The sequence below is a fragment of the Amycolatopsis pretoriensis genome (assembly GCF_900107925.1).
In the GTDB taxonomy this organism is placed as follows: Bacteria; Actinomycetota; Actinomycetes; order Mycobacteriales; family Pseudonocardiaceae; genus Amycolatopsis; species Amycolatopsis pretoriensis.
In genome coordinates this window covers 647,344-666,719 of record NZ_FNUJ01000003.1, presented here as the reverse complement: position 1 = coordinate 666,719, position 19,376 = coordinate 647,344, and the positions used below count along the sequence as shown (strand labels likewise).

The 19,376-nt window shown below is 71.1% G+C and carries 19 protein-coding genes; 7 read left to right on the top strand and 12 right to left on the bottom strand.

From position 1 onward, the window contains the following. Positions 1-6 precede the first annotated feature (6 nt). Genes BLV96_RS15610 through BLV96_RS15600 form a run of 3 tightly spaced genes read right to left on the bottom strand, consistent with a single transcriptional unit; the run spans position 7 to position 4,168 of the window. Positions 7-1,539, bottom strand: a complete 1,533-nt coding sequence (locus BLV96_RS15610) for an ATP-dependent DNA ligase (RefSeq protein WP_091389200.1) — start codon at positions 1,537-1,539, stop codon at positions 7-9. 40 nt (positions 1,540-1,579) lie between these two features. Next, entirely contained in the window at positions 1,580-3,253 is a 1,674-nt protein-coding gene (locus tag BLV96_RS15605; RefSeq protein ID WP_086677574.1) for a PstS family phosphate ABC transporter substrate-binding protein, read from the bottom strand. Positions 3,254-3,304: 51 nt separating this feature from the next. Further along, positions 3,305-4,168 (bottom strand): helix-turn-helix domain-containing protein, encoded by an 864-nt coding sequence (locus tag BLV96_RS15600; RefSeq protein ID WP_086677576.1) that lies wholly within the window; start codon positions 4,166-4,168, stop codon positions 3,305-3,307. Between the two features lie 99 nt (positions 4,169-4,267). Between BLV96_RS15600 and BLV96_RS15595 the strand changes: the two genes are divergently transcribed. Then, the gene (locus BLV96_RS15595; protein ID WP_086677578.1) at positions 4,268-5,293 is read left to right on the top strand and encodes an aldo/keto reductase; all 1,026 of its coding nucleotides are present in this window, start codon (positions 4,268-4,270) and stop codon (positions 5,291-5,293) included. A gap of 18 nt (positions 5,294-5,311) precedes the next feature. Here BLV96_RS15595 and BLV96_RS49190 read toward each other — a convergent pair whose 3' ends face one another. Then, positions 5,312-6,379, bottom strand: coding sequence for a hypothetical protein (locus tag BLV96_RS49190; RefSeq protein WP_143050968.1), 1,068 nt, complete (start codon positions 6,377-6,379; stop codon positions 5,312-5,314). 86 nt (positions 6,380-6,465) lie between these two features. Next, on the bottom strand, positions 6,466-7,863 hold the full coding sequence (locus tag BLV96_RS15585; protein ID WP_086677581.1) for a class II fumarate hydratase: 1,398 nt from the start codon (positions 7,861-7,863) through the stop codon (positions 6,466-6,468). Positions 7,864-7,943: 80 nt separating this feature from the next. Here BLV96_RS15585 and BLV96_RS15580 point away from each other — a divergent pair, with 80 nt between their 5' ends. The 5 genes from BLV96_RS15580 to BLV96_RS15560 all read left to right on the top strand — a co-directional run bounded on the left by BLV96_RS15580 (position 7,944) and on the right by BLV96_RS15560 (position 12,165). Next, positions 7,944-8,576, top strand: coding sequence for a GntR family transcriptional regulator (locus BLV96_RS15580; RefSeq protein ID WP_086677584.1), 633 nt, complete (start codon positions 7,944-7,946; stop codon positions 8,574-8,576). After that, positions 8,573-9,025: an OsmC family protein gene (locus BLV96_RS15575; RefSeq protein ID WP_086677585.1), complete on the top strand. Its 453-nt coding sequence runs from the start codon at positions 8,573-8,575 to the stop codon at positions 9,023-9,025. The genes BLV96_RS15580 and BLV96_RS15575 overlap by 4 nt, the downstream gene beginning before the upstream one ends. A gap of 92 nt (positions 9,026-9,117) precedes the next feature. Beyond that, positions 9,118-10,419: a lipase family protein gene (locus BLV96_RS15570; RefSeq protein WP_086677587.1), complete on the top strand. Its 1,302-nt coding sequence runs from the start codon at positions 9,118-9,120 to the stop codon at positions 10,417-10,419. Between the two features lie 53 nt (positions 10,420-10,472). Next, entirely contained in the window at positions 10,473-11,126 is a 654-nt protein-coding gene (locus BLV96_RS15565) for a TetR/AcrR family transcriptional regulator (protein ID WP_167379614.1), read from the top strand. A gap of 49 nt (positions 11,127-11,175) precedes the next feature. Then, positions 11,176-12,165 carry an NAD(P)/FAD-dependent oxidoreductase gene (locus BLV96_RS15560; RefSeq protein ID WP_167379613.1) on the top strand — a complete coding sequence of 330 codons (990 nt, stop codon included), beginning with the start codon at positions 11,176-11,178 and terminating at the stop codon, positions 12,163-12,165. Position 12,166: 1 nt separating this feature from the next. Here BLV96_RS15560 and BLV96_RS15555 read toward each other — a convergent pair whose 3' ends face one another. The 6 genes from BLV96_RS15555 to BLV96_RS15530 all read right to left on the bottom strand — a co-directional run bounded on the left by BLV96_RS15555 (position 12,167) and on the right by BLV96_RS15530 (position 16,621). After that, positions 12,167-12,916: a S1 family peptidase gene (locus BLV96_RS15555; RefSeq protein ID WP_167379612.1), complete on the bottom strand. Its 750-nt coding sequence runs from the start codon at positions 12,914-12,916 to the stop codon at positions 12,167-12,169. An 8-nt stretch (positions 12,917-12,924) separates the two neighbouring features. Further along, positions 12,925-13,977, bottom strand: coding sequence for a class II fructose-bisphosphatase (gene glpX, locus BLV96_RS15550; protein ID WP_167379611.1), 1,053 nt, complete (start codon positions 13,975-13,977; stop codon positions 12,925-12,927). 82 nt (positions 13,978-14,059) lie between these two features. Further along, on the bottom strand, positions 14,060-14,281 hold the full coding sequence (locus BLV96_RS15545) for an exodeoxyribonuclease VII small subunit (protein ID WP_013229792.1): 222 nt from the start codon (positions 14,279-14,281) through the stop codon (positions 14,060-14,062). Continuing rightward, positions 14,278-14,670 (bottom strand): hypothetical protein, encoded by a 393-nt coding sequence (locus BLV96_RS15540; protein WP_086677594.1) that lies wholly within the window; start codon positions 14,668-14,670, stop codon positions 14,278-14,280. The genes BLV96_RS15545 and BLV96_RS15540 overlap by 4 nt, the downstream gene beginning before the upstream one ends. Then, entirely contained in the window at positions 14,667-15,902 is a 1,236-nt protein-coding gene (gene xseA, locus BLV96_RS15535; protein ID WP_086677596.1) for an exodeoxyribonuclease VII large subunit, read from the bottom strand. Before xseA ends, BLV96_RS15540 begins: the two co-directional genes overlap by 4 nt. After that, the gene (locus tag BLV96_RS15530; RefSeq protein WP_086677598.1) at positions 15,899-16,621 is read right to left on the bottom strand and encodes a lipid droplet-associated protein; all 723 of its coding nucleotides are present in this window, start codon (positions 16,619-16,621) and stop codon (positions 15,899-15,901) included. The genes xseA and BLV96_RS15530 overlap by 4 nt, the downstream gene beginning before the upstream one ends. A 151-nt stretch (positions 16,622-16,772) precedes the next feature. Here BLV96_RS15530 and BLV96_RS15525 point away from each other — a divergent pair, with 151 nt between their 5' ends. Then, positions 16,773-17,768, top strand: a complete 996-nt coding sequence (locus BLV96_RS15525) for a 4-hydroxy-3-methylbut-2-enyl diphosphate reductase (protein ID WP_167379610.1) — start codon at positions 16,773-16,775, stop codon at positions 17,766-17,768. Positions 17,769-18,146: 378 nt separating this feature from the next. On the opposite strand, the gene BLV96_RS15520 is transcribed toward BLV96_RS15525, so the two are convergent. Then, positions 18,147-19,082 (bottom strand): DUF6542 domain-containing protein, encoded by a 936-nt coding sequence (locus tag BLV96_RS15520; protein ID WP_086677600.1) that lies wholly within the window; start codon positions 19,080-19,082, stop codon positions 18,147-18,149. Between the last annotated feature and the right edge of the window lie 294 nt (positions 19,083-19,376).

Here is a 19,376-nt window from a genome sequence, read left to right as displayed (position 1 = left end):
TCGTCGTCAGCTCCCTTCCGACCGGTCGCCGTGCAGCAGGCCGCGGACCGTGTCGATCGTGTCCGCGTCCGCCGGGTCCTTGTCCGGGCGGTAGCGGACGACCCGCGCGAACCGCAGCGCCAGGCCACCGGGATAGCGCGTCGAAACCTGGGCGCTGTCCAGCTCGATCTCGACCACCACCTCCGGCCGTACGTACACCGTCCAGTCGTCGCGGTGGGTCTCGATCTCCTGGAACGTCCTCGTCTGCCACGCGAGGATCTCGTCGGTCATGCCCTTGAACGTCTTGCCGACCATGATCGGCGGGCCGCCGTCCGGGTCGCGGGCGCCCAGGTGCAGGTTCGACAGCGTGCCCGTGCGCCGCCCGTGGCCCCACTCGGCCGCGAGCACCACCAGGTCGATCGTGTGCACCGGCTTGACCTTCAGCCACGCCCGCCCGCGCCGTCCGGCCGCGTACGGCGACGCCAGGTCCTTGACCATCACCCCTTCGTGCCCGGCTTCCATCGCCGCCTCCAGGACCGCGGCCGCCCCCGCCACGCCGACCTCGCCGGGGATCACGTGCGCCCCGGCGACCTTGCGCAACGCCGCGTTGCGTTCGGACAGCGGCGCGTCCAGCAGGTCGACGCCGTCGAGGTGCAGGCAGTCGAAGAAGTACGGCCGCAGCAGCAACGCCTTGACCTGCTCCTCGCGCGTGCTGCCGAACCGGCTCATCGTGTCCTGGAACGGCCGCGGCCGCCCCGCGTCGGTCAGGGCGAGCGTTTCGCCGTCCAGCACCACCGATTCGCACGGCAGCGCCCGCACGAGCTCGACCAGCTCCTGGACGCTCCCGGTGATCTCGCGCAGCGTCCGCGTCCAGACGTGCACCTCGTCGCCCTGCCGGTGCACCTGGATCCGCGCACCGTCCATCTTGTACTCGACGATCGCCTCGGCGTGCTCGGCCACGGCCTCGTCGAGCGACTCCGCCGGTGACGCCAGCATCGGCTTGATCGGCGTGCCCAGCGTGAGCCGGAACTCCGCCAGCGCGGCCTGCCCGCCGGTGATCGCGGCGACCCCGGTGACGCCCAGCTTCCCGGACAGCATGAACGCCCGCCGCACGTCCTCGGCCGGTACCTCGGCCGCCGCCGCGACCGCGTCGACCATCACGCCTTCCAGCGCACCCTGCCGCAGCTCGCCGGTGACCAGCCGGAACATGAACTGCTGCTCGTCCTTCGTGAGCCGCTCGAACAACGCCCGCAGGACTTCCTGCCGCCGCGTCGCGGAGCCCGTGCCCGCCGCGACGCCGGCCGCCGCGGTGAGCGCGGTGTCCACCTCGGCCACCGTGACGACGGGGTCCGGGACCGCACCGGCACCCAGCCCGGCCAGGGTGCGCCAGCCCGCACCCAGCCGGTCCTGCGCCGTCTGCCCGGTCAGGTACGCGATCACCACGGGCAGCTCGCCGACTTCGGCGGCGCGCAGCACTCCGGCCAGGAGGGCGATCTTCGCCTTCCTGGACCTCGTCGCCGCCAGCTCGGCGGACGCCCGGACCAACTCGCTCAGCAACACCCGGACATCATGACCCGCGCCACCGACAATTTCTCGTCGGTCAGATGTCCGGCCTGGTGCAGAGGGGGTCGAGCAACCCGTCCTTGGCCACGCAGGGGGTGTACCCGGCGTCCTGCAGCTCCGCCCGCGCGGTAGGGCTCGCCAGGTAGTCGAGGAAGTGCTTCAGCACGCTCCCGTTCGCGGGCACGCCCTTCGTGTACAGGTACTCGACGGTCCAGAACCGGTACCCGGCGCCGACGGTCGTGACGTCGGGGTAGTGCCCGTCGAGCTGCACGATGCCGAGCTGGTCGCGAGCGGCTGCTGTTTTGGCCGCCGGGACGTCGGCGTACCCGATCGCCCCGGGTACGGCCGCGACCTCGGTGAGCACCTCGGCGGTCGTGCCGCGCTCGCAGCGGGTGGTCGCGGCGGCCGGGTCGCGCTCGGGCTTGCGGCACGAGTCCGACGTCAGCTTGTCCTCCGAGCCGCCCAGCACCTTCTGCTCGAACGTCTTGCGCGTGCCCGACTCCTGCCCGCGCCCGACGATCCCGATCGGCACCGATGGCCCCGGCCGCAGCTGGTCCCAGTTGCGCACGCGGCCGCTGAAGATGTCCTTGACCTGCTGGGTCGTCAGCTTGTCGACCCCGGCCGCGCGGTTGACGACCAGGCTGTACACGACCACCGCGACGGCCTTCGCCTCCAGCTCGGGGCCGGCCTCGCCGGACCGGCCGTCCGAGAGCACCGCCAGCTCGTCCTTGCCCGCGGCGTCGACCGGGGCGAGCGCGCGGACGCCGGTGACGCTGCCGGTCGCGCGGGTCGTGATGGCCGCGCCGTCGCACTGGCCGTGGTACTCGGCCGCGATGCTGTCGATGATCGGGACGAACGCGCTCGACCCCTCGACCGACAGCTTCCCGGTGGCGCACTGCGCGGAGTCGCCCGGCCGCGACCACGAGACGAGCAGCGTCGCCAGCAGCGCGCCGGTCAGCAGCACCCCGACGGCCGTCGTGATGACCGGCCAGCCGAACCGGCGCTGCTTGCGGTCGTCCTTGATCCGGCCGGCCGCGAGCCGCGCGTGGTGGTCGATCTCCTTGCTGATCTCGCCGTCGTGCTCGTCGGACTCGCGCAGCACGACGACCAGCTTGAACTTCTCCTTGCGCTTCAAGGAAAGCCGCGCGAACCGCACGCCGTGCCACTCGGGTGCCTCCGGCGGTGCTTCGGCGGCGAGCCCGGCGAACCGCTTCGGCAGCAGCGCGCGCACGCGAGACAGCTTCACGCCTTCGACCGGCTTCTGCGGCGTCTCGCGCGTGAAGAACTCCAGGCCGTCGCGGACGTGCTGGCGCAGGCCGTCGTCGGTCGCGTCGGACACGCGCGCGTCCCAGACGATCCGGCTGCCGAAGGTGAACGACAGCGGGATCTCGAAGTCGCTCGGCGCGATGTCGAAGCTGCCGGTGTTGTGCACGCGGATGACGACGATGCTCATCCGGTCGAGCAGCCGCGCGACCTGTTCGAGCTGCGGGGCCGCTTGCGCCGAGCCGTTCTCGCCGTCGTGCAGGTCGATCGGGGACAGCCCGATCTTGGAGTTGTAGAGGACGCGGAACGTCATCCGCCGCCGCCGGATGAAGTAGCGGTCGATGAACGGCGCGGCGATCGCGACCAGCGCGGCCAGGCCGAGGACGAGGCTGCCGGAGTCGGAGCTCAGGATTTCGGCGAGTGACTGCATCGTCGCGCCGACGCCCACCGTGCTGCTCCTCTACCCCCGACTCCCCAGGTGAAGCAGCCTAGGCAGCCGTTACGCCGGGTGGGTGCGTGACGGCCGAGTGTTCACCGGTCGTTCATCGGCGGCGATCCAGCTGGCCAGCAGGCCCAGCGCGCGTTCGGTCTCCGACCCCGGTTCGGCGTGGTAGACGACCATGCCCTGGTCGGGGTCCTGGGGCAGCCGCAGCGTCTCGTAGCGCAGCCGCAGCTCGCCGACCACGGGGTTGTGCAGCACCTTCCACCCCTGCGCCTTCTCCTGGACGGCGTGCTCGGCCCACAGCTTCCGGAACTCCTCGCTGGCCAGCGAAAGCTCGCCGATCAGCTGCGCGAACCGCGGGTCGCCGGGGTGCCGGCCGCTTTCCGCGCGCAGGTTCGCGACGAGCTCGCGGCACACGGCGTCGTACTCGGGGTGCAGCTGCTTCGCGCGTTCGTCGGTGAAGATGAGCTTCGGCATGTTGCGCTCGTCGAGGTCGGCGAAGGCGAACGCGACCGCGCCGCCGAGCGCGTTCCAGGCCAGGACGTCCAGGTACCGCCCGAAGACGAAGGCCGGTGCCTGGATCGCGTCGAGCAACTGCTGCAGTTCGGGCCGGACGAGCTGCGGCGCGTGGTCGTCCCGGCGCTTCGGCGCGGCGAGGTTGCGCAGGTAGGCCTCCTCGCCGGCGTTGAGCCGCAGCGCGCGGGCCAACGCGTCGAGGATCGCGTCCGAGACGTTCTTCGCGCGGCCCTGCTCCAGCCGCGTGTAGTAGTCGACGCTGATGCCGGACAGCTGCGCCAGCTCCTCGCGGCGCAGGCCCTTGACCCGCCGCTGCGTGATCCCGGGCGGCAGGCCCAGGTCGGCGGGGTCCAGTGCGGCGCGGCGCGCCTTCAGGAAGGCGCCCAGCTCGGCTGCGTCACTCATGCCTCCAGTATCCCCGGCTCACGTTTCCCGCCTGGTACTGGCAGACCCAGGTCGAGCGTGACCTGGTCCGGTGCTTTTGCCGCCAGCAGGGTGGAACCCATGGAACGACGAATTCTGGGCGGTACGGGCATCTCGGTCAGCGAGTACGCGTTCGGCGCGATGATGCTGGGCAAGTGGGGCAACCCCGATCACGAAGAGGGGGTCCGGATGCTGCACACGGCGCTCGACGCCGGGGTCGACTTCTGGGACACCGCGGACATGTACTCCGACGGCGAGAACGAGCAGATCGTCGGCAAGGCGCTGAAGGGGCGTCGCGACGAGGTCGTGCTGGCCACCAAGGGCTTCTTCCAGATGGGATCCGATCCCAACCAGGGCGGGCTTTCCCGGCGGTGGCTGACTCGGGCGTTGGACGACAGCCTGCGCCGTCTCGACACCGACTACGTCGACCTGTACCAGGTCCACCGGCCCGACCCGACGACCGACATCGAGGAAACGCTTTCGGTGCTGACGGACTTCGTGCGCGCCGGCAAGGTCCGCGCGATCGGGTCGTCGGACTTCCCGGCCGAGCAGATCGTGGAAGCCCAGTGGGTGGCGGAAAAGCGGGGCCTGGCCCGGTTCCGCGCCGAGCAGCCGCCGTACTCGATCTTCAACCGCGCGATCGAGGCGGCCGTGCTGCCGACCGCGCGCAAGTACGGCATGGGCGTGCTGACGTGGAGCCCGCTGGCCAGCGGCTGGCTTTCCGGCAAGTACCTGAAACCGTCCGATGTGGACCTTTCGGAAGGCCGCCGGACGTTGCAGGCGCACAAGTTCGACCCGGCGCTGCCGGAGAACGCCGTCAAGTTCGAGGCGATCGCGCAGCTGAAGAAGATCGCCGACGACCTGGGCCGGCCGCTCACCCACCTCGCGACGGCGTTCGTCCGGGCCCACCCGGGCGTGACGTCGGCGATCATCGGCCCACGGACACCCGCGCAGCTCGACGATCTGCTGGCCGGCGCGGACCTGGTGCTGGACGACGACGTGCTGGACCGGATCGACGAGATCGTCCCGCCGGGCACGGACCTGAACCCGGCCGAGAAGGACTACACCCCGCCGGCGCTGGCGGACAAGCGCCTGCGCCGGCGGTGAGCTACTTGCCGCCGGCGTTCAGTTGGAGCAGGCCAGTTCGGTGTCCAGAATCGAGCAGCTCTGCGCGTTCTTCGTGCTGGTGGTCCGGAAGGGCTTGCCTGAATTGGTTACGGGCAGCACGCCCGTTTTGCCTTGGGCGGACCAGAACACGTCGGCGACCCAATCGCAGTCGCAGTCCTCTGTTTCCGCTTGGATCATGAACGTTTCCGGGTTCGTGATCGAGACGGTGTAGGGAAACTTGATCGGCTTGCGCTCCCAAGCCGGGGTGTCCTCCGGCATGGCGTCGAACTGGTCCTTCGCCACCGCCCGGACCGGATCGCGGTCGAGATCCACTTCGAGCCATCGAATAGCACCCTGGTCACCACACTCCCTGGTCAACGAAGTTCCGTGCAGGGGAGCGCGGCGATTGAGAACGCGGACCCTGATGTCGGTCAGGGTCACGGGGGCGTTGTCCCTTCCTTGGATGGTCAGCTGCACCAGTCCCGGAGGTGAGGTGGCTCCGTCGCTGACTTCCGCCCAGTCCGACCAGTTGCCGTAGGCAATGATCTGACCCGGGACCGGGAGGTGGATCTGATCCGGTCGCTTCGCTGTGACCCACGGGTACCCGCACAGCGGTGCCACTGCGTGAACTGCGGCCGTGATCGGATTCGGAGCTGAACCCGCTGCCGGGAAAGATGCGTCCTGCTGGGCCGGTTTCCCGAAGTATCCGCTCGCCCAGAGGCCGCCTCCGGCGGCGACCAGCACGACGACCGAAACGGTGATCACGAGCGGAATGGCCTTGGGGTTGAAGTGGACGCCTCCGTGGACCGTGGTCGTCGTCGTGTTGTGCCGGCCGCCCGAGCTGTGAGTGTTCACCAGCGCCGGAGTTCCGCTCCGCGAAGTGGATGGCGTGTTGCTCGTGCGTGCGGTGATCGCCGTGGCCAGGATTCCGGATGCCACGGTGAGTGCGACGACGCACAGCCAAGCCCACCAGTCGGTCTTCAGGTCAGTGGCGACGTTGATAGCCACGCCCAGGGCTGCTGCCAGGCCGGCTGTCAGCAGCCCCGGGAACCAGCCCGCGTGTGGTCGTCCACCGGTTGCGTTCACGTTCGGCTCCAAGTTCGTCTGAGGACGAACAAGGAGTCGGTCGGCGTGCGAAGCCTGTTGCGGTGATCAGGTCACGATCCGGGGTGTCACTTGCCGCCGCGGGCCATGCGGAGGACGTCGAGCGCCTCGTCGAGCTGCTCTTCGGTGAGCTTGCCGTCCTTCACATACCCGCGCTCGAGGACGACCTCACGGATCGTCTTCAGCTCCTTGAGCGCCTGCTTCGCGACCGCGGCGGCCTCTTCGTAGCCGATGTACTTGTTCAACGGCGTCACGATCGACGGTGAGCCCTCGGCGTAGGTGCGCGTGCGGTCGGTGTTCACGGTGATGCCCGCGAAGACCTTGTCCGCCAGCAGGCGCGACACGGCCGCGAGCAGACGGGCCGATTCGAGGACGTTCCGCGCGATCACCGGCAGGTTGACGTTCAGCTGGAAGTTGCCCGCGGCACCGGCGAACGCGACGGCCGCGTCGTTGCCGATCACCTGCGCGACGACCTGCAGCGTCGCCTCCGGGATCACCGGGTTCACCTTGCCCGGCATGATCGACGAGCCCGGCTGCAGGTCCGGCAGCGCCAGCTCGGCCAGGCCGGTGCGCGGGCCGGAACCCAGCCAGCGCAGGTCGTTGGCGATCTTGTTGAGCGACACGGCGATCGTGCGCAGGTGTCCGGACGTCTCGACGACGCTGTCCTGCGTCGCCTGCGCCTCGAAGTGGTCGCGGGCCTCGGTCAGCGGCAAGCCGGTGACGGTGGCGAGTTCCGCGGCGACTGAAGAGCCGAAGCCGTCCGGCGCGTTGAGACCCGAGCCGACGGCGGTGCCGCCGATCGGCAGCTCGCCCAGGCGCGGCAGGCCCGACTTCAGCCGTTCGACGCCGAACCGGACCTGCGACGCCCACGCGCCGGCCTCCTGGCCGAGCGTGATCGGGACGGCGTCCATCAGGTGCGTGCGGCCGGACTTCACGACGTCGGCCCACTCGGCGGCGCGCACCTCGATGGCGCCGGCGAGGTACTCCAGCGCCGGGATGACGTCCTTGGTGACCGCTTCGGTGGCGGCGACGTGGATGGTCGTCGGGAACGTGTCGTTCGACGACTGCGACGCGTTGACGTGGTCGTTCGGGTGCACGTCCCGGCCGAGGGCCCGCGAAGCGAGGGTGGCGATGACCTCGTTGGCGTTCATGTTCGACGAGGTCCCGGACCCGGTCTGGAAGACGTCGATGGGGAAGTGCGCGTCGTGGGCGCCCTCGGCGACCTCGTCGGCGGCTTTGGCGATGGCTTCCGCGACGTCGGCGTCGAGCACGCCGAGCTTGCGGTTCACGCGCGCGGCGGCGGCCTTGAGCAGGCCGAGCGCGCGAATCTGGGCGCGCTCCAGGCCCCGGCCGGAGATGGGGAAGTTCTCGACGGCCCGCTGGGTCTGCGCCCGGTAGAGCGCGGCGGCCGGCACGCGGACCTCGCCCATGGTGTCGTGTTCGATCCGGTATTCCTGGTCAGCCATACCCCCGATTCTGGACCTGTTCGGCGGCGCGCGCGTGGTGGCGTTGCGCACCCCGGCGGCCTTTGTATACATTGGATACCGTGAAGACGGTCTACGAAGACGTGCGCGGCCTGATCGTGCTCGGGACCTACCCGGCGGGGCGGGCGGTGACGGAGCAGGAGCTGTGCGATCGGCTCGGCGTCAGCCGGACGCCGGTGCGGGAGGCCTTGCGCCGGTTGGAAAGCGACGGCCTGGTCGAGCCCGCCCGCCGCGGTGTGACGGTCGTCGAACTGGACCCGAAAGCCCTGCAGGACGCCTACCTCGTCCGCGCCGCGCTGGAAGCGCTGACCGCCGAACTGGCGGCGACCCGCCAGTTCTCCGGAGAACTCGCGCCGGCCGATCTCGCGCGCTTGAAGGACCTCGCGGCCGAAGCCGACCGCGCGACCCGAAGCGGCGATCTCACCGAAGGTGTCCGGCGCAACCGTGCGTTCCACGGGCACATCGCGCGGCTGGCCGACAACCCTCCCGCGGCCGAGGCCCTGGAGCGGTTGTGGGACCGGATCGTCGTCTCCACCCGCACATCGCTGGCCGCGCCCGCCCGGACCGGCCAAGTCGACGACGAGCACCGGCGCCTGGTCGCGGCCATCGCCGACGGGCGGCCCGAAGACGCCGCCGCGCTCGCCCGGCAGCACGTCTTGACGACGATGTCCGCACTGGAAGGAGCCGGAAAGTGAGCCGGGAACACCGCTACGAAGTGACGGTCCGCTGGACCGGCGAAACCACGAGCTACCGCGCCTACGCCCGCGACCACGACGTCGAAGCGGCGGGCAAGCCCACGATCACCGCGACCGCCGACCCCGCGTTCCTCGGCGCGGCCGACCGCTGGAACCCGGAGGACCTGCTGGTCGCGTCGTTGTCCCAGTGCCACCTGCTCACGTACCTGTCGGTGTGCGCCCGGGCCGGCGTGGTGGTGACCGGCTACGTCGACAACGCGAGCGGCACCATGCAGGAGGACGCCGCCCACGGTGGCCGTTTCACCGAAGTCGTCCTGCGTCCGGAGGTGACGGTGGCGGAGGAGAGCATGCGCGAGAAGGCGGCCGCGTTGCACCACGACGCCCACGACCAGTGCTTCATCGCGAACTCGGTGAACTTCCCCGTGCGGCACGTGCCCGTCGTGCGGTAGCCCGCCGATCGTGTACGCGGCTGTACACCACACCTACTCACTGGTAGGTTACGGCGATCCGTGTGATCCACTTCATGATTCAAAGGGGAGTCATGATCCGTAGCCACGTCCGCACAGCCGCGCTCGCCGCCGCCGTCGCGCTCACCCTCGCCGCCGCGCCGGCGAGCCCGGCGGCCGCCGATTCCTTCTACTCCTACGACGGCAGCACCCCGCTGTCGTCCTACGCACCCGGGACCGTCCTCAAGACCCGGACCCTGAACTACCACGTCGCCGGGCTCGCGACGCCGGTGAAAGCCGTCCAGCTGCTCTACCGGACGACCGACGCGCAGGGCCGGCCGTCGGCGAACGTCACCTCGGTCGTCCGCAGCATCACCGGTGACAGCACGAAAGCCGTGTCGTACCAGTCGGCCTACGACTCGCTCGATCCCGCCGACGCACCGTCGCGGGCGATCGCCGGCGACGTCACCCTCGGCGGCCTCCTGCCCAACGGCGAGTCGCTGCTGCTCCTGCCGTCGCTCCTGCTGGGCTACAACGTCGTCGTGCCCGACACCGAAGGGCAGACCGCGAACTTCGCCGCCGGCCCGGAGTACGGCACGAACACGCTCGACTCGATCCGCGCCGTGACGAGCTCGGCCGCGACGGGGATGACCAAGAGCACGAAGTTCGGGCTCCTCGGCTACTCCGGCGGCGCGATCGCGACCGGCTGGGCGGCCGCCCTGGCGCCGAGCTACGCGCCCGACGTCAACGCGAACCTCGTCGGCTTCACCGAAGGCGGTGTGCTCGTCGACCCCGCGCACAACCTGAAGTACGTCGGCGGCAGCCCGGTCTGGTCCGGCGTCGTCCCGATGGCGCTGATCGGCGTCGCCCGCGGCTTCGGCATCGACTTGCGGCCGTACGCGAGCGAGTACGGCCTCAAGGTGCTCGATGACCTCGAACACGCGTCGATCATCAACGCCCTCGGCCGGTACCCGGGTTTGACGTGGCAGAAGATCGCGAAGCCCGAGTACGCGAACCCGAACTCGGTGCCGCCGTTCGTCGCCGCCGTGAACAAGGTCAACATCGGGTCCGCGCCGACGCCGTCGGTCCCCGGCTTCATCGCCCAAGGCAACGCCGGGTTCCTCGAAGGCACCACGAGCAACCTCCCGGGCATCGGCACCGGCGACGGCGTGATGGTGGCCGGCGACGTGCGCGCGCTGGCCCGGCAGTACTGCGCCACCGGCAACAAGTCGATCGAGTACCAGCAGTACGACCTGCTCAGCCACGTCGGTGGCGCGGCGGCGTGGGCGCCGGTGGCGATCGGCTGGCTGGCCGACCGGTTCGCGGGCAAGACGGCGCCGTCGAGCTGCGGGCGCATCCCGGCAGGCAACTCGCTGGCGCCGGAGCAGCCCGCCTGACGCACTCCGGCGGACCGGTCGCCGCGACCGGTCCGCCGGGTACGGTGCCGCGGATGAGGACCCAGGACCGCCGGCTCCCCAAGGGCCCGCACAGCCTCAGCCGCGAGGAAGTGGCCGAAGCCCAGCGCGCCCGGCTCGTCGAAGCGGTGCTGGCCAACGTCGGCGAACGCGGGTACGCCGCCACGACGGTCGGGCACGTCACGGCGTCCGCGGGTGTGTCCCGCACGTCGTTCTACGAACAGTTCACCGGCAAGCAGGCCGCGTTCCTGGCCGCCTACCGGGCGGTGACCGGGCAGTTCCTCGACCAGGGCGTCACGGTGGCGGCGCGGGCGCCGGCCCCGCTGGACGCGGTCGCCGCTTGCGGGGACTTCGTCGTCGGGTACGTGCGGCGCCGTCCCGTGGTCGCCCGCGCGGTCCTCCTGGAGATCTACGCCCTCGGCGACGCGGGCCTCGAAGCACGCGAAGAAGTGCTGCGCGCGAGCGAAGCGGTGTTCGACCGGACGGCGGCGTGGCTGCACACCACGGATCCGCTGGTGCCGGTGCCGCCGCCGTTCACCGCGCGCACCGTCGTCGCCGCGACGATCGAGCTGCTCACCCAGGCCATCTGGCTCGACACCGGCGAGGCCTACGACCGGGCCCGCGAAGCCATCCGGCACACGTGGCTGCTCGGCCTGTTCGGGCACCGGAACGTGCCCGGCTCCGGCTAGGATCGGCTGTGTTCTCGATCACCGCCATCCACCACTGGCTGGAGCGAGCATGACTGAAGTTCCTGGGGATTCCTACGACCTCGTGATCATCGGTGCGGGCCCGACCGGCCTGTTCGCCGCCTACTACGCCGGGTTCCGCGGCCTGTCGATGGCGGTGGTCGATTCGCTGCCCGAGCCCGGCGGCCAGGTCACCGCGATGTACCCCGAGAAGATGATCTACGACGTCGGCGGGTTCGCCGAGGTCCGCGGCCGCGACCTCGTCGACGGGCTGGTTAAGCAGGCCGCGCCGTTCGCGCCGACGTACTTGCTGGGGCGCAAGGCCGAGAAGCTCGAAACCGTGGGCGAAGGCGTCGAACTGACCCTCGACGGCGGCGAAACCCTGCGTGCGCGTGCCGTGCTGATCACTGCGGGCATCGGCGAGTTCACCCCGCGCCCGCTGCCCGCCGGCGACGGCTGGCTCGGCCGCGGCATGGTCCACTTCGTCCCGTCGCTGGCCGCGCACGCCGGCCAGCACGTCGTGGTCGTCGGCGGCGGCGACTCGGCGTTCGACTGGATCCTCGCCCTGCACCCGGTCGCGGCGAGCGTGACGCTCGTGCACCGCCGCGCCAAGTTCCGCGCGGCCGAGTCGATCGTGCGGCAGGCGCGTGAGCTCGGCACCCGGATCATCACCGACGCCGAGGTGACGCGGTTCGTCGAGGACGAGAGCGGCGCGCTCCAAGCCGTCGACCTCGCGATCAAGGGTGCCGAGGACGAGCGGCTGCCGGCCAACGCCGTCGTCGCGGCGCTCGGGTTCACCGCCGACCTCGGCCCGATCGAGAGCTGGGGCCTGGAGATCGACCACCGCGCGATCGCCGTCGACTCGACCATGGCGACCGCGCGTGAGCGCGTCTACGCGGCCGGCGACGTCGCCGCGTACCCGGGCAAGGTGAAGCTGATCGCGACCGGTTTCGGCGAGGCCGCGACGGCCGTCAACAACATCGCCGTCGCGCTCGACCCGGAAGCGCACCTGTTCCCGGGCCACTCGAGCAACGCCGAGTAGCTCAGGCCTTCGTCTTCTCCGCGATCCACGGCGCGTACGCGACGACGGACGTGTAGATCGACGGCGCCGTCGCGCACTGCGGGTCGTTGTTGCCCGGCCGGCTCGTGACGCCGGCGAGCAGCCAGTGGTCGCCGGCGCGGACGACCTCGGGGCCGCCGGAGTCGCCGAAGCACGCTCCGGACGTGCCGCCGGGGTTGTCCGTGCACAGCTCGGCGGTGCCGTCGAACCCCGCCGTGCACTTCGTGCCCTCGACGATGTGCGTGTCGAGCTGCTGCAGGTTCGCCGGGATGGCGCCGCAGTTGACCTTCGGGCAGGTCTGGCCCCAGCCGAGGATGCGCGTCGCGGTGCCGGGCGACGCGGCCGTGGCAAGACCGATCGGAGCCGCCTTGGCCGGCGTCGCCAGCCGCAGCAGCGCGATGTCGCCCGCCGGCTTCTGCGTGTCGAAGGCCGGGTTGACGACGATGTCCGCGACCTGGCCGACCTCGCCGCCCTGACCGACGTCGTTGGTCCCCGACCGGACGGAGATCGCGGACGGGCCCTTGTCGAACGCACAGTGCGCGGCGGTGACGACCCAGCCGGGGGCGATCAGCGCGCCGGCGCAGAAGAGCTTGCCCGCCGAGGTGTGCAGCGACACCGCGAACGGGTAGGGCTGGTCGGCGTCGCCGCCCCCGACGATGGCGGGGCCGGCCGACGCGGTGCCGGGGACCAGGGCGAACACCAGGACCAGCAGGACCAGCAATCGCCTGGGCACGGAACTCCTTACGGCAGCGGGGGAACGACGTCGTCGGCGGGCGCGTCCAGGTGGCCGTCGAAGTTGACCGAGGAGTACGCCCGCAGCTTGTTGAGCCGGTGGTAGCCGTCGATCATTCTGACGGTCCCGGACTTGGACCGCATCACGATGGACTGCGTCGTCGCGCCGCCTTCGCGGTAGTGGACGCCGCGCAGCAGGTCGCCGTCGGTGACGCCGGTGGCGCAGAAGAAGACGTTGTCGCCGGTCACGAGGTCGTCGTTGAGCAGCACGCGGTCGAGGTCGTGGCCGGCGCCGATGGCCTTCTCGCGCTCGGCGTCGTCCTTCGGCCACAGGCGGCCCTGCAGCTCGCCGCCAAGGCACTTCATCGCGCACGCGGCGATGATGCCTTCGGGGGTGCCGCCGATGCCGATCAGCATGTCGACACCGGTGGTCGGCCGGGCCGCCGCGATCGCGCCCGCGACGTCGCCGTCGGAGATGAACCGGATCCGCGCGCCCGCGTCGCGGATCTCCTTGATGATCTGCTCGTGGCGCGGCCGGTCGAGGACGCACACGGTGACGTCGCCGACGCTGCTGTTCTTCGCCTTCGCGACCCGGCGGATGTTCTCCGCGATCGGCGCGCCGAGCTCCACCTTGCCCGCCGCCTCAGGCCCGACGGCCAGCTTCTCCATGTAGAACACCGCGGACGGGTCGAACATCGCGCCGCGCTCGGCGACGGCCAGCACCGCCAGCGCGTTCGGCATGCCCTTGGCCATCAGCGTCGTGCCGTCGACCGGGTCGACCGCTACGTCGCAGTCCGGGCCGTCGCCGTTGCCGACCTCTTCGCCGTTGAACAGCATGGGCGCTTCGTCCTTCTCGCCCTCGCCGATCACCACGACCCCGCGCATCGACACCGTCGAGACGAGCTGGCGCATCGCGTCGACGGCCGCGCCGTCCCCGCCGATCTTGTCGCCGCGGCCGACCCAGCGACCGGCGGCCATCGCGGCGGCCTCGGTGACCCGGACCAGCTCCATCGCGAGGTTGCGGTCGGGCGCTTCACGACGACTCTCTGCGGCGGACATCATTGCCTCCCGGATGCTGGAACTGGCGGGTCAACAGTCTGTCAGATACCCGCGCTGATTCCAGATACCGTCGGCATGGCGAACCTCACTGCTCGGAGTCGTCCTCCACGGACGCCAAAGCGGCTTCGATACGCTCGCGCGCGCCTTCGAGATGGCGCTCACAGACCTTCGCGAGCTTCTCGCCCTTCTCCCACAACGCGAGCGACTGCTCGAGGGACAGACCACCGGCCTCGAGCTCGCGGACGACCTCGACGAGGCGGTCGCGGGCCTGTTCGTAGCCCAGTTCCTCGCTGGCTGCTTCACTCACGCTCGGTGTTCTCCGACCTTCCGGGCTTCCACGCTGTTCGCGCACACTACCGCGCTGGCCATCGCGTGGTCGTACCCGACGAACGCCAGGGCGAACTCCTGCCCGTCACCGTCCGCGATCGCCTCTTCGAGGTTCTCCTGCGCCCCGGCGACCCGTTTCCGGTGCCCGGCACCCTCGGCGAACCACCAGCGCGAGCCGACCTGCATCGACGTCGCTTCGGACAGCCGTCGCAGCTGCGGACCCAGGTCGCGGCGCGCGGCCGTCCCGCAGCCGGCGAGCAGCGCCGTCCAGCACTCGGCGGCCGCCCGGTCGGTGCGCACCGCCTGGTCCAGCAGCGCCCGCGCGCCCAGGCGGCGAGCCGCGTCCACCGTCAGCGGGAGGAACGTCACCCCTGCTCTCCTTCCGCCACCGCGCCGATCGCGCCGTCACCCACCCGCACGCGCAGCTGGGCACCGGCCTCGACTTCGGAGACGGAGCGGAGTACCTGGAGGTTGCCTTCGGGATCGAGGAACTGCACGACCGCGTACCCGCGGGCCAGCGTCGCGGCCGGCCCGAGCGCGGTCAGCCGGGCCCGCGAGCTCGCCAGCTCGGCCTGGTCCTTGGCGAGCAGCGTCAGCATGGCGCGGCGGGCGCGTTCGCGGTGGACGTCGACGTCGTCCTGGCGCCGCTGGACCGGCCCGAGCGGGTCGGCCAGCGACGGGCGGCTGCGCAGCTGCGTCAGCAGCCGTGTCTGGGTGTCGACCCAGCCGTGCAGCGCGCGGCGGCCGCGGTCGCGCATCTGCCGGACGCGTTCGGTCTCCTCGCGGAGGTCCGGGACGATCCGCTTGCCGGCGTCCGTCGGCGTCGAACACCGCAGGTCGGCGACGTAGTCGAGCAGCGGGGTGTCCGGTTCGTGCCCGATCGCGCTGACCACCGGCGTGCCCGCGGCCGACACCGCGCGGCAGAGCGCTTCGTCGGAGAACGGCAGCAGGTCCTCGACGCTGCCGCCGCCGCGGGCGATGACGACGACGTCGATCTCGGGGTCGGCGTCGAAGATCCGCAGCGCGCGCATGACCTGCGGCACCGCCTGCGAGCCCTGCACGGCCGTGTTGAGCACCTTGATCCGGACGTGCGGCCACCGGCCCTGCGCGTTGGCCAGGACGTCCCGCTCGGCCGCCGACGCGCGGCCGGTGATCAGCCCGACGCCCTTCGGCAGGAACGGGATCGGCCGCTTGCGCTGGGCCGAGAAGAGGCCCTCGGCGGTCAGGAGCTTCTTGAGGCGTTCGATCCGGGCCAGTAGCTCGCCGATGCCGACCGCGCGGATCTGGTCGGCCCGCAGGCTGATCGTGCCGCGGCCGAAGAAGAACGACGGCTTCGCGTGCACGACGACGCTGGCGCCCTCGCGCAACGGCGGTTCCATCTCGCGGATCAGCCAGTTCGGGCAGGTCACCGACATCGAGACGTCGGCCGAGGGGTCACGCAGCGTCAGGAACGCGGTCTGCGTGTTCGGCCGCGAGCTGACCTGCGTGACCTGGCCTTCGACCCAGACGGCGCCGAGGCGGTGGATCCAGTCGCCGATCTTGCGCGCGACCGTGCGGACCGGCCAGGGTTTTTCGGCGGTGCTGGCTTCGGTTTCGGTCACTGGCCGTTCTCTTGGCCGTCTTCCCCGGACCGTTCGGCCTTGCGGGCGTTGGCGATCCGGCGCGAGAGCATCCCGGTGAAGGACGAGCGGTCGGCGTTCGCCCGCTCGTATTCGAGGATGGTTTCGAGCTGGGGGATCGACAGCTGGCGCAGCCGGGCTCGCAGCTGCGGGAGGGTGAGCTGGTCGTAGCCGGTCAGCCCGGCCGGACCCTCGTAGCCGGCGGCGCTGGTCCGCGGCGCCTCGGTCTTGGCCTTCTTGTCGATCGCGGGCGTGCCGGGCTTGGGCTTGTTGTCCTCCTCCGGCGCGTCGTTCTCGCCGTCGGCGTGGTCCTCGGCGAGCGCGCGTTCCTCGTCGGCCCAGGGGTCGCCCAGTTCCGCTTCGAGTTCGGCCGCTGACGGAATGTGACCGTTGATCTCCGAACGCGGTTCGGGCACGTCGGCGACCGGTGCGAGGTTCGGCCGCGGGATGTCCGGTTCGACGTCCTCGTCGAAGGTCGCCCAGCTGGGCGCGTCCTCGACGGGGCGCAGGCTGGATAGGGCGTTGTCGCCCTTGATCGCCAGCTCGGTGACGTGCTGCTGGACGCGCATGGAGGCCTGCAGCACCTGGCTGACCACGGTCACCGGAAGCCCGGCGAGCTGCCGGGGAAGCTCACGAACCCGCTCGGCGGTGGAGACGGCGAGGCCCGCGGCGACCCGGAGGGGGAGCGGGAATGGCTTCATGCGTCCAGCCTGCCGCATCTAGGCCGAACTGCCCAACCGAACGGGTGGACTCGGGCGCGTTGCGTGACCCCCGGCACAGCTCTGAAGAGGGACGAAGCTCACCCGAAAGGGACTTCGAGTTCGTCTCGGACCTGCCCGTACCCTGGGTGGCATGAGTTCAGCGAGTCCCGGAATCGAGCCCGCGGGTACCCCGACGATCACCGGAACCGCTTCCGGCAAGCGGGTGCTGCTCGCCAAACCCCGTGGTTACTGCGCGGGTGTCGACCGCGCGGTGATCGCCGTCGAGAAGGCCCTCGAGGTCTACGGCGCCCCGGTGTACGTCCGCAAGGAGATCGTGCACAACAAGCACGTGGTCGAGACGCTGCGCGAGCGCGGCGCGATCTTCGTCGACGAGACGTCCGAGGTGCCCGAGGGCGCGCTGGTGGTGTTCTCCGCTCACGGCGTCTCGCCGATGGTGCACCAGGAGGCGGCCGACCGGAACCTGCGCACGATCGACGCGACCTGCCCCCTGGTGACGAAGGTGCACAAGGAGGTCAACAGGTTTGCCAAGGACGACTACGACATCCTGCTGATCGGCCACGAGGGCCACGAAGAGGTCGAGGGCACCGCCGGCGAGGCACCGGACAAGGTCCAGCTGGTCGACAAGGCCGAAGACGTCGACAAGGTCGAGGTCCGCGACCCGTCGAAGGTGATCTGGCTGTCCCAGACGACGCTGTCGGTCGACGAGACGATGGAGCGCGTCGACCAGCTCCGCGAGCGCTTCCCGGGCCTGGCGGACCCCCCGAGCGACGACATTTGCTACGCGACGACGAACCGCCAGGTGGCGGTCAAGGCGATGGCCGCGGAGTGCGACCTGGTGCTGGTGGTCGGGTCGACGAACTCGTCCAACTCGAAGCGCCTGGTCGAGGTGGCCCTGAAGGCGGGCGCGCGGGCGTCGTACCTGGTCGACTTCGCGCACGAGGTCGACGAGGCGTGGCTGTCCGGCGTGACGACGGTGGGGGTGACCTCGGGCGCGTCGGTGCCGGACGAGCTGGTGATGGAGCTGTTGGCTTGGCTGGCCGAGCGAGGCTACGGCGACGTCAACGAGGTGACCACGGCGAACGAGAAGATCACCTTCGCGCCGCCGAAGGAGCTGCGGAAGGTTTGACGCGGTAGGTCGGTTCGGCGGCGGGTCGCGGGTGCGGCCCGCCGCCGAACTGCGTTGGGGGTTGTCGCAGCGGCCGGCAGGTGCGTGGTGTCGGCGCTGCGGCGTGCTGAGTTGCTGGCGTTATCGCATGCCTTGGCGCTGAGCTGCTGGCGTTATCGCATGCTTTGGCGCTGAGCTGCTGGCACTGCCGCGTGCTGCGGTGCTGAACTGCCGACGGTGCTGCATGCCCTGGCGCTGAGGTGCTGGCGCAGCCGTGCCCCGGCATCGAGCTGCGTCCGCGCCCCGAAGCCGAGCCGCCGGCCACCCCGCACCGCCATGCCCGGACATGCGAAAGGGCGGTCCCCATCCACCGATGGTGACCGGCCTTTTCGCTGTTCGTCAGCGCTCTTCGTCGTCCCAGGGACGGTTCCGGCGCGGAGGCGCACCTCGCCCGCCGGATGGGCGGCGCGGCGGGGTGTCACGGCCGTCCTCCGCCGGAGGCCGCGGGCGTCGCCGGGGAGCATCTCCGCTGCGTCGGCGCGGGTCGCTGTCCGCCGGGGGCGGTGTCCGCCGGCCGGACGGCGGTGGCTTGCGCGCACCACGGTCACGTTCGGCAGGCGCACCCCCGCGCGAGGTCCGCCGTTCGCCGTCGGCCGGGGTGCGGCGTTCGCCGTCTGCGGGCGGGCGCGGGCGTCGCTGCGGTTCGCCGTCCCGGCCGCGACGCGGCGGCACCGGGGTCTGGCCGGTGCGGCTCGACCCGGGCGGCCGCGGACGGCCGCCGGCCGAGGTCGCCGCGGCCCGCGTCGACGGCTTCTCGTCGTCTTCGTCCGCCCGGCGACGGTCGGCCGCCTTGCCCTTGGGCGCCTTCTTCGGGGCGTCGGGGTCGCGTTCGCGGAAGATCCGGACGAACCCGATCAGCAGCGTGATGCCGGTGGTGATCGCCATGATCGGGAAGCTGTTGATCAGCGGGGTGCCGATGCTCAGCGCCTTCGAGAGCATGTCGTCGCCCTCGGACCCCGAGGTCAGCAGGATCACGGCGGGCACGGACACCGCCAGCACCAGCGGCGGCATGACCATCGGCCCGAAGATCCCGCGGCGCCGCACCGCACAGACCGCGATCACGGCCCCGGCGATGTAGAGGACGGTGAAGATCACCGGGATGCTGTTCTGGGTCGGCTTGCCGACCACGGCGCCCACGATGGCCAGGCCGAAGCCGACGAGCACCGCGGCCCACCACGGCAGCCCGCGCCTCGAACCGGCGACGGGACGCTCGTCCCACGGTACGGAGACGTCGTCGGCATCTGGATCGCTCTGGCGATCGCGAATCGCGGTCACGAGACAACACCGTATCTCGTGGTTGTGAAGATCTTGCCAGCACCGCCGCCGACGTGGGCGTATCGCCACCCGGCGGCGTGACCCGAAGGGCCCGCCGGGCGTCGCTGTGGTCTGGTCCAGTCCCTTCGCGCGCGCTGCCGGTTCGTCTCCTTTCCGCCACCAGGTGTTCCAGGTCGCCGCAGGTGAGAGGCTTACGGCCGAGCCGGCCCGCCGACGTCGGCAGTCCGCTGGTCGAAGCGGCATTTCGGACAACCGGCGCAGCGGCCGGACGTGTCCGCTCGGCAGCCCGGGTAC

What these genes read in the sequence shown, in the direction of transcription:
- BLV96_RS15565 (WP_167379614.1), top strand. Translation starts at nt 10,473, where the DNA reads ATGAGGACCCAGGACCGCCGGCTCCCCAAGGGCCCGCACAGCCTCAGC.
- BLV96_RS15570 (WP_086677587.1), top strand. Translation starts at nt 9,118, where the DNA reads ATGATCCGTAGCCACGTCCGCACAGCCGCGCTCGCCGCCGCCGTCGCG.
- BLV96_RS15560 (WP_167379613.1), top strand. Translation starts at nt 11,176, where the DNA reads ATGACTGAAGTTCCTGGGGATTCCTACGACCTCGTGATCATCGGTGCG.
- BLV96_RS15525 (WP_167379610.1), top strand. Translation starts at nt 16,773, where the DNA reads ATGAGTTCAGCGAGTCCCGGAATCGAGCCCGCGGGTACCCCGACGATC.
- BLV96_RS15530 (WP_086677598.1), bottom strand. Translation starts at nt 16,621, where the DNA reads ATGAAGCCATTCCCGCTCCCCCTCCGGGTCGCCGCGGGCCTCGCCGTC.
- BLV96_RS15600 (WP_086677576.1), bottom strand. Translation starts at nt 4,168, where the DNA reads ATGAGTGACGCAGCCGAGCTGGGCGCCTTCCTGAAGGCGCGCCGCGCC.
- BLV96_RS15585 (WP_086677581.1), bottom strand. Translation starts at nt 7,863, where the DNA reads ATGGCTGACCAGGAATACCGGATCGAACACGACACCATGGGCGAGGTC.
- glpX (WP_167379611.1), bottom strand. Translation starts at nt 13,977, where the DNA reads ATGATGTCCGCCGCAGAGAGTCGTCGTGAAGCGCCCGACCGCAACCTC.
- BLV96_RS15595 (WP_086677578.1), top strand. Translation starts at nt 4,268, where the DNA reads ATGGAACGACGAATTCTGGGCGGTACGGGCATCTCGGTCAGCGAGTAC.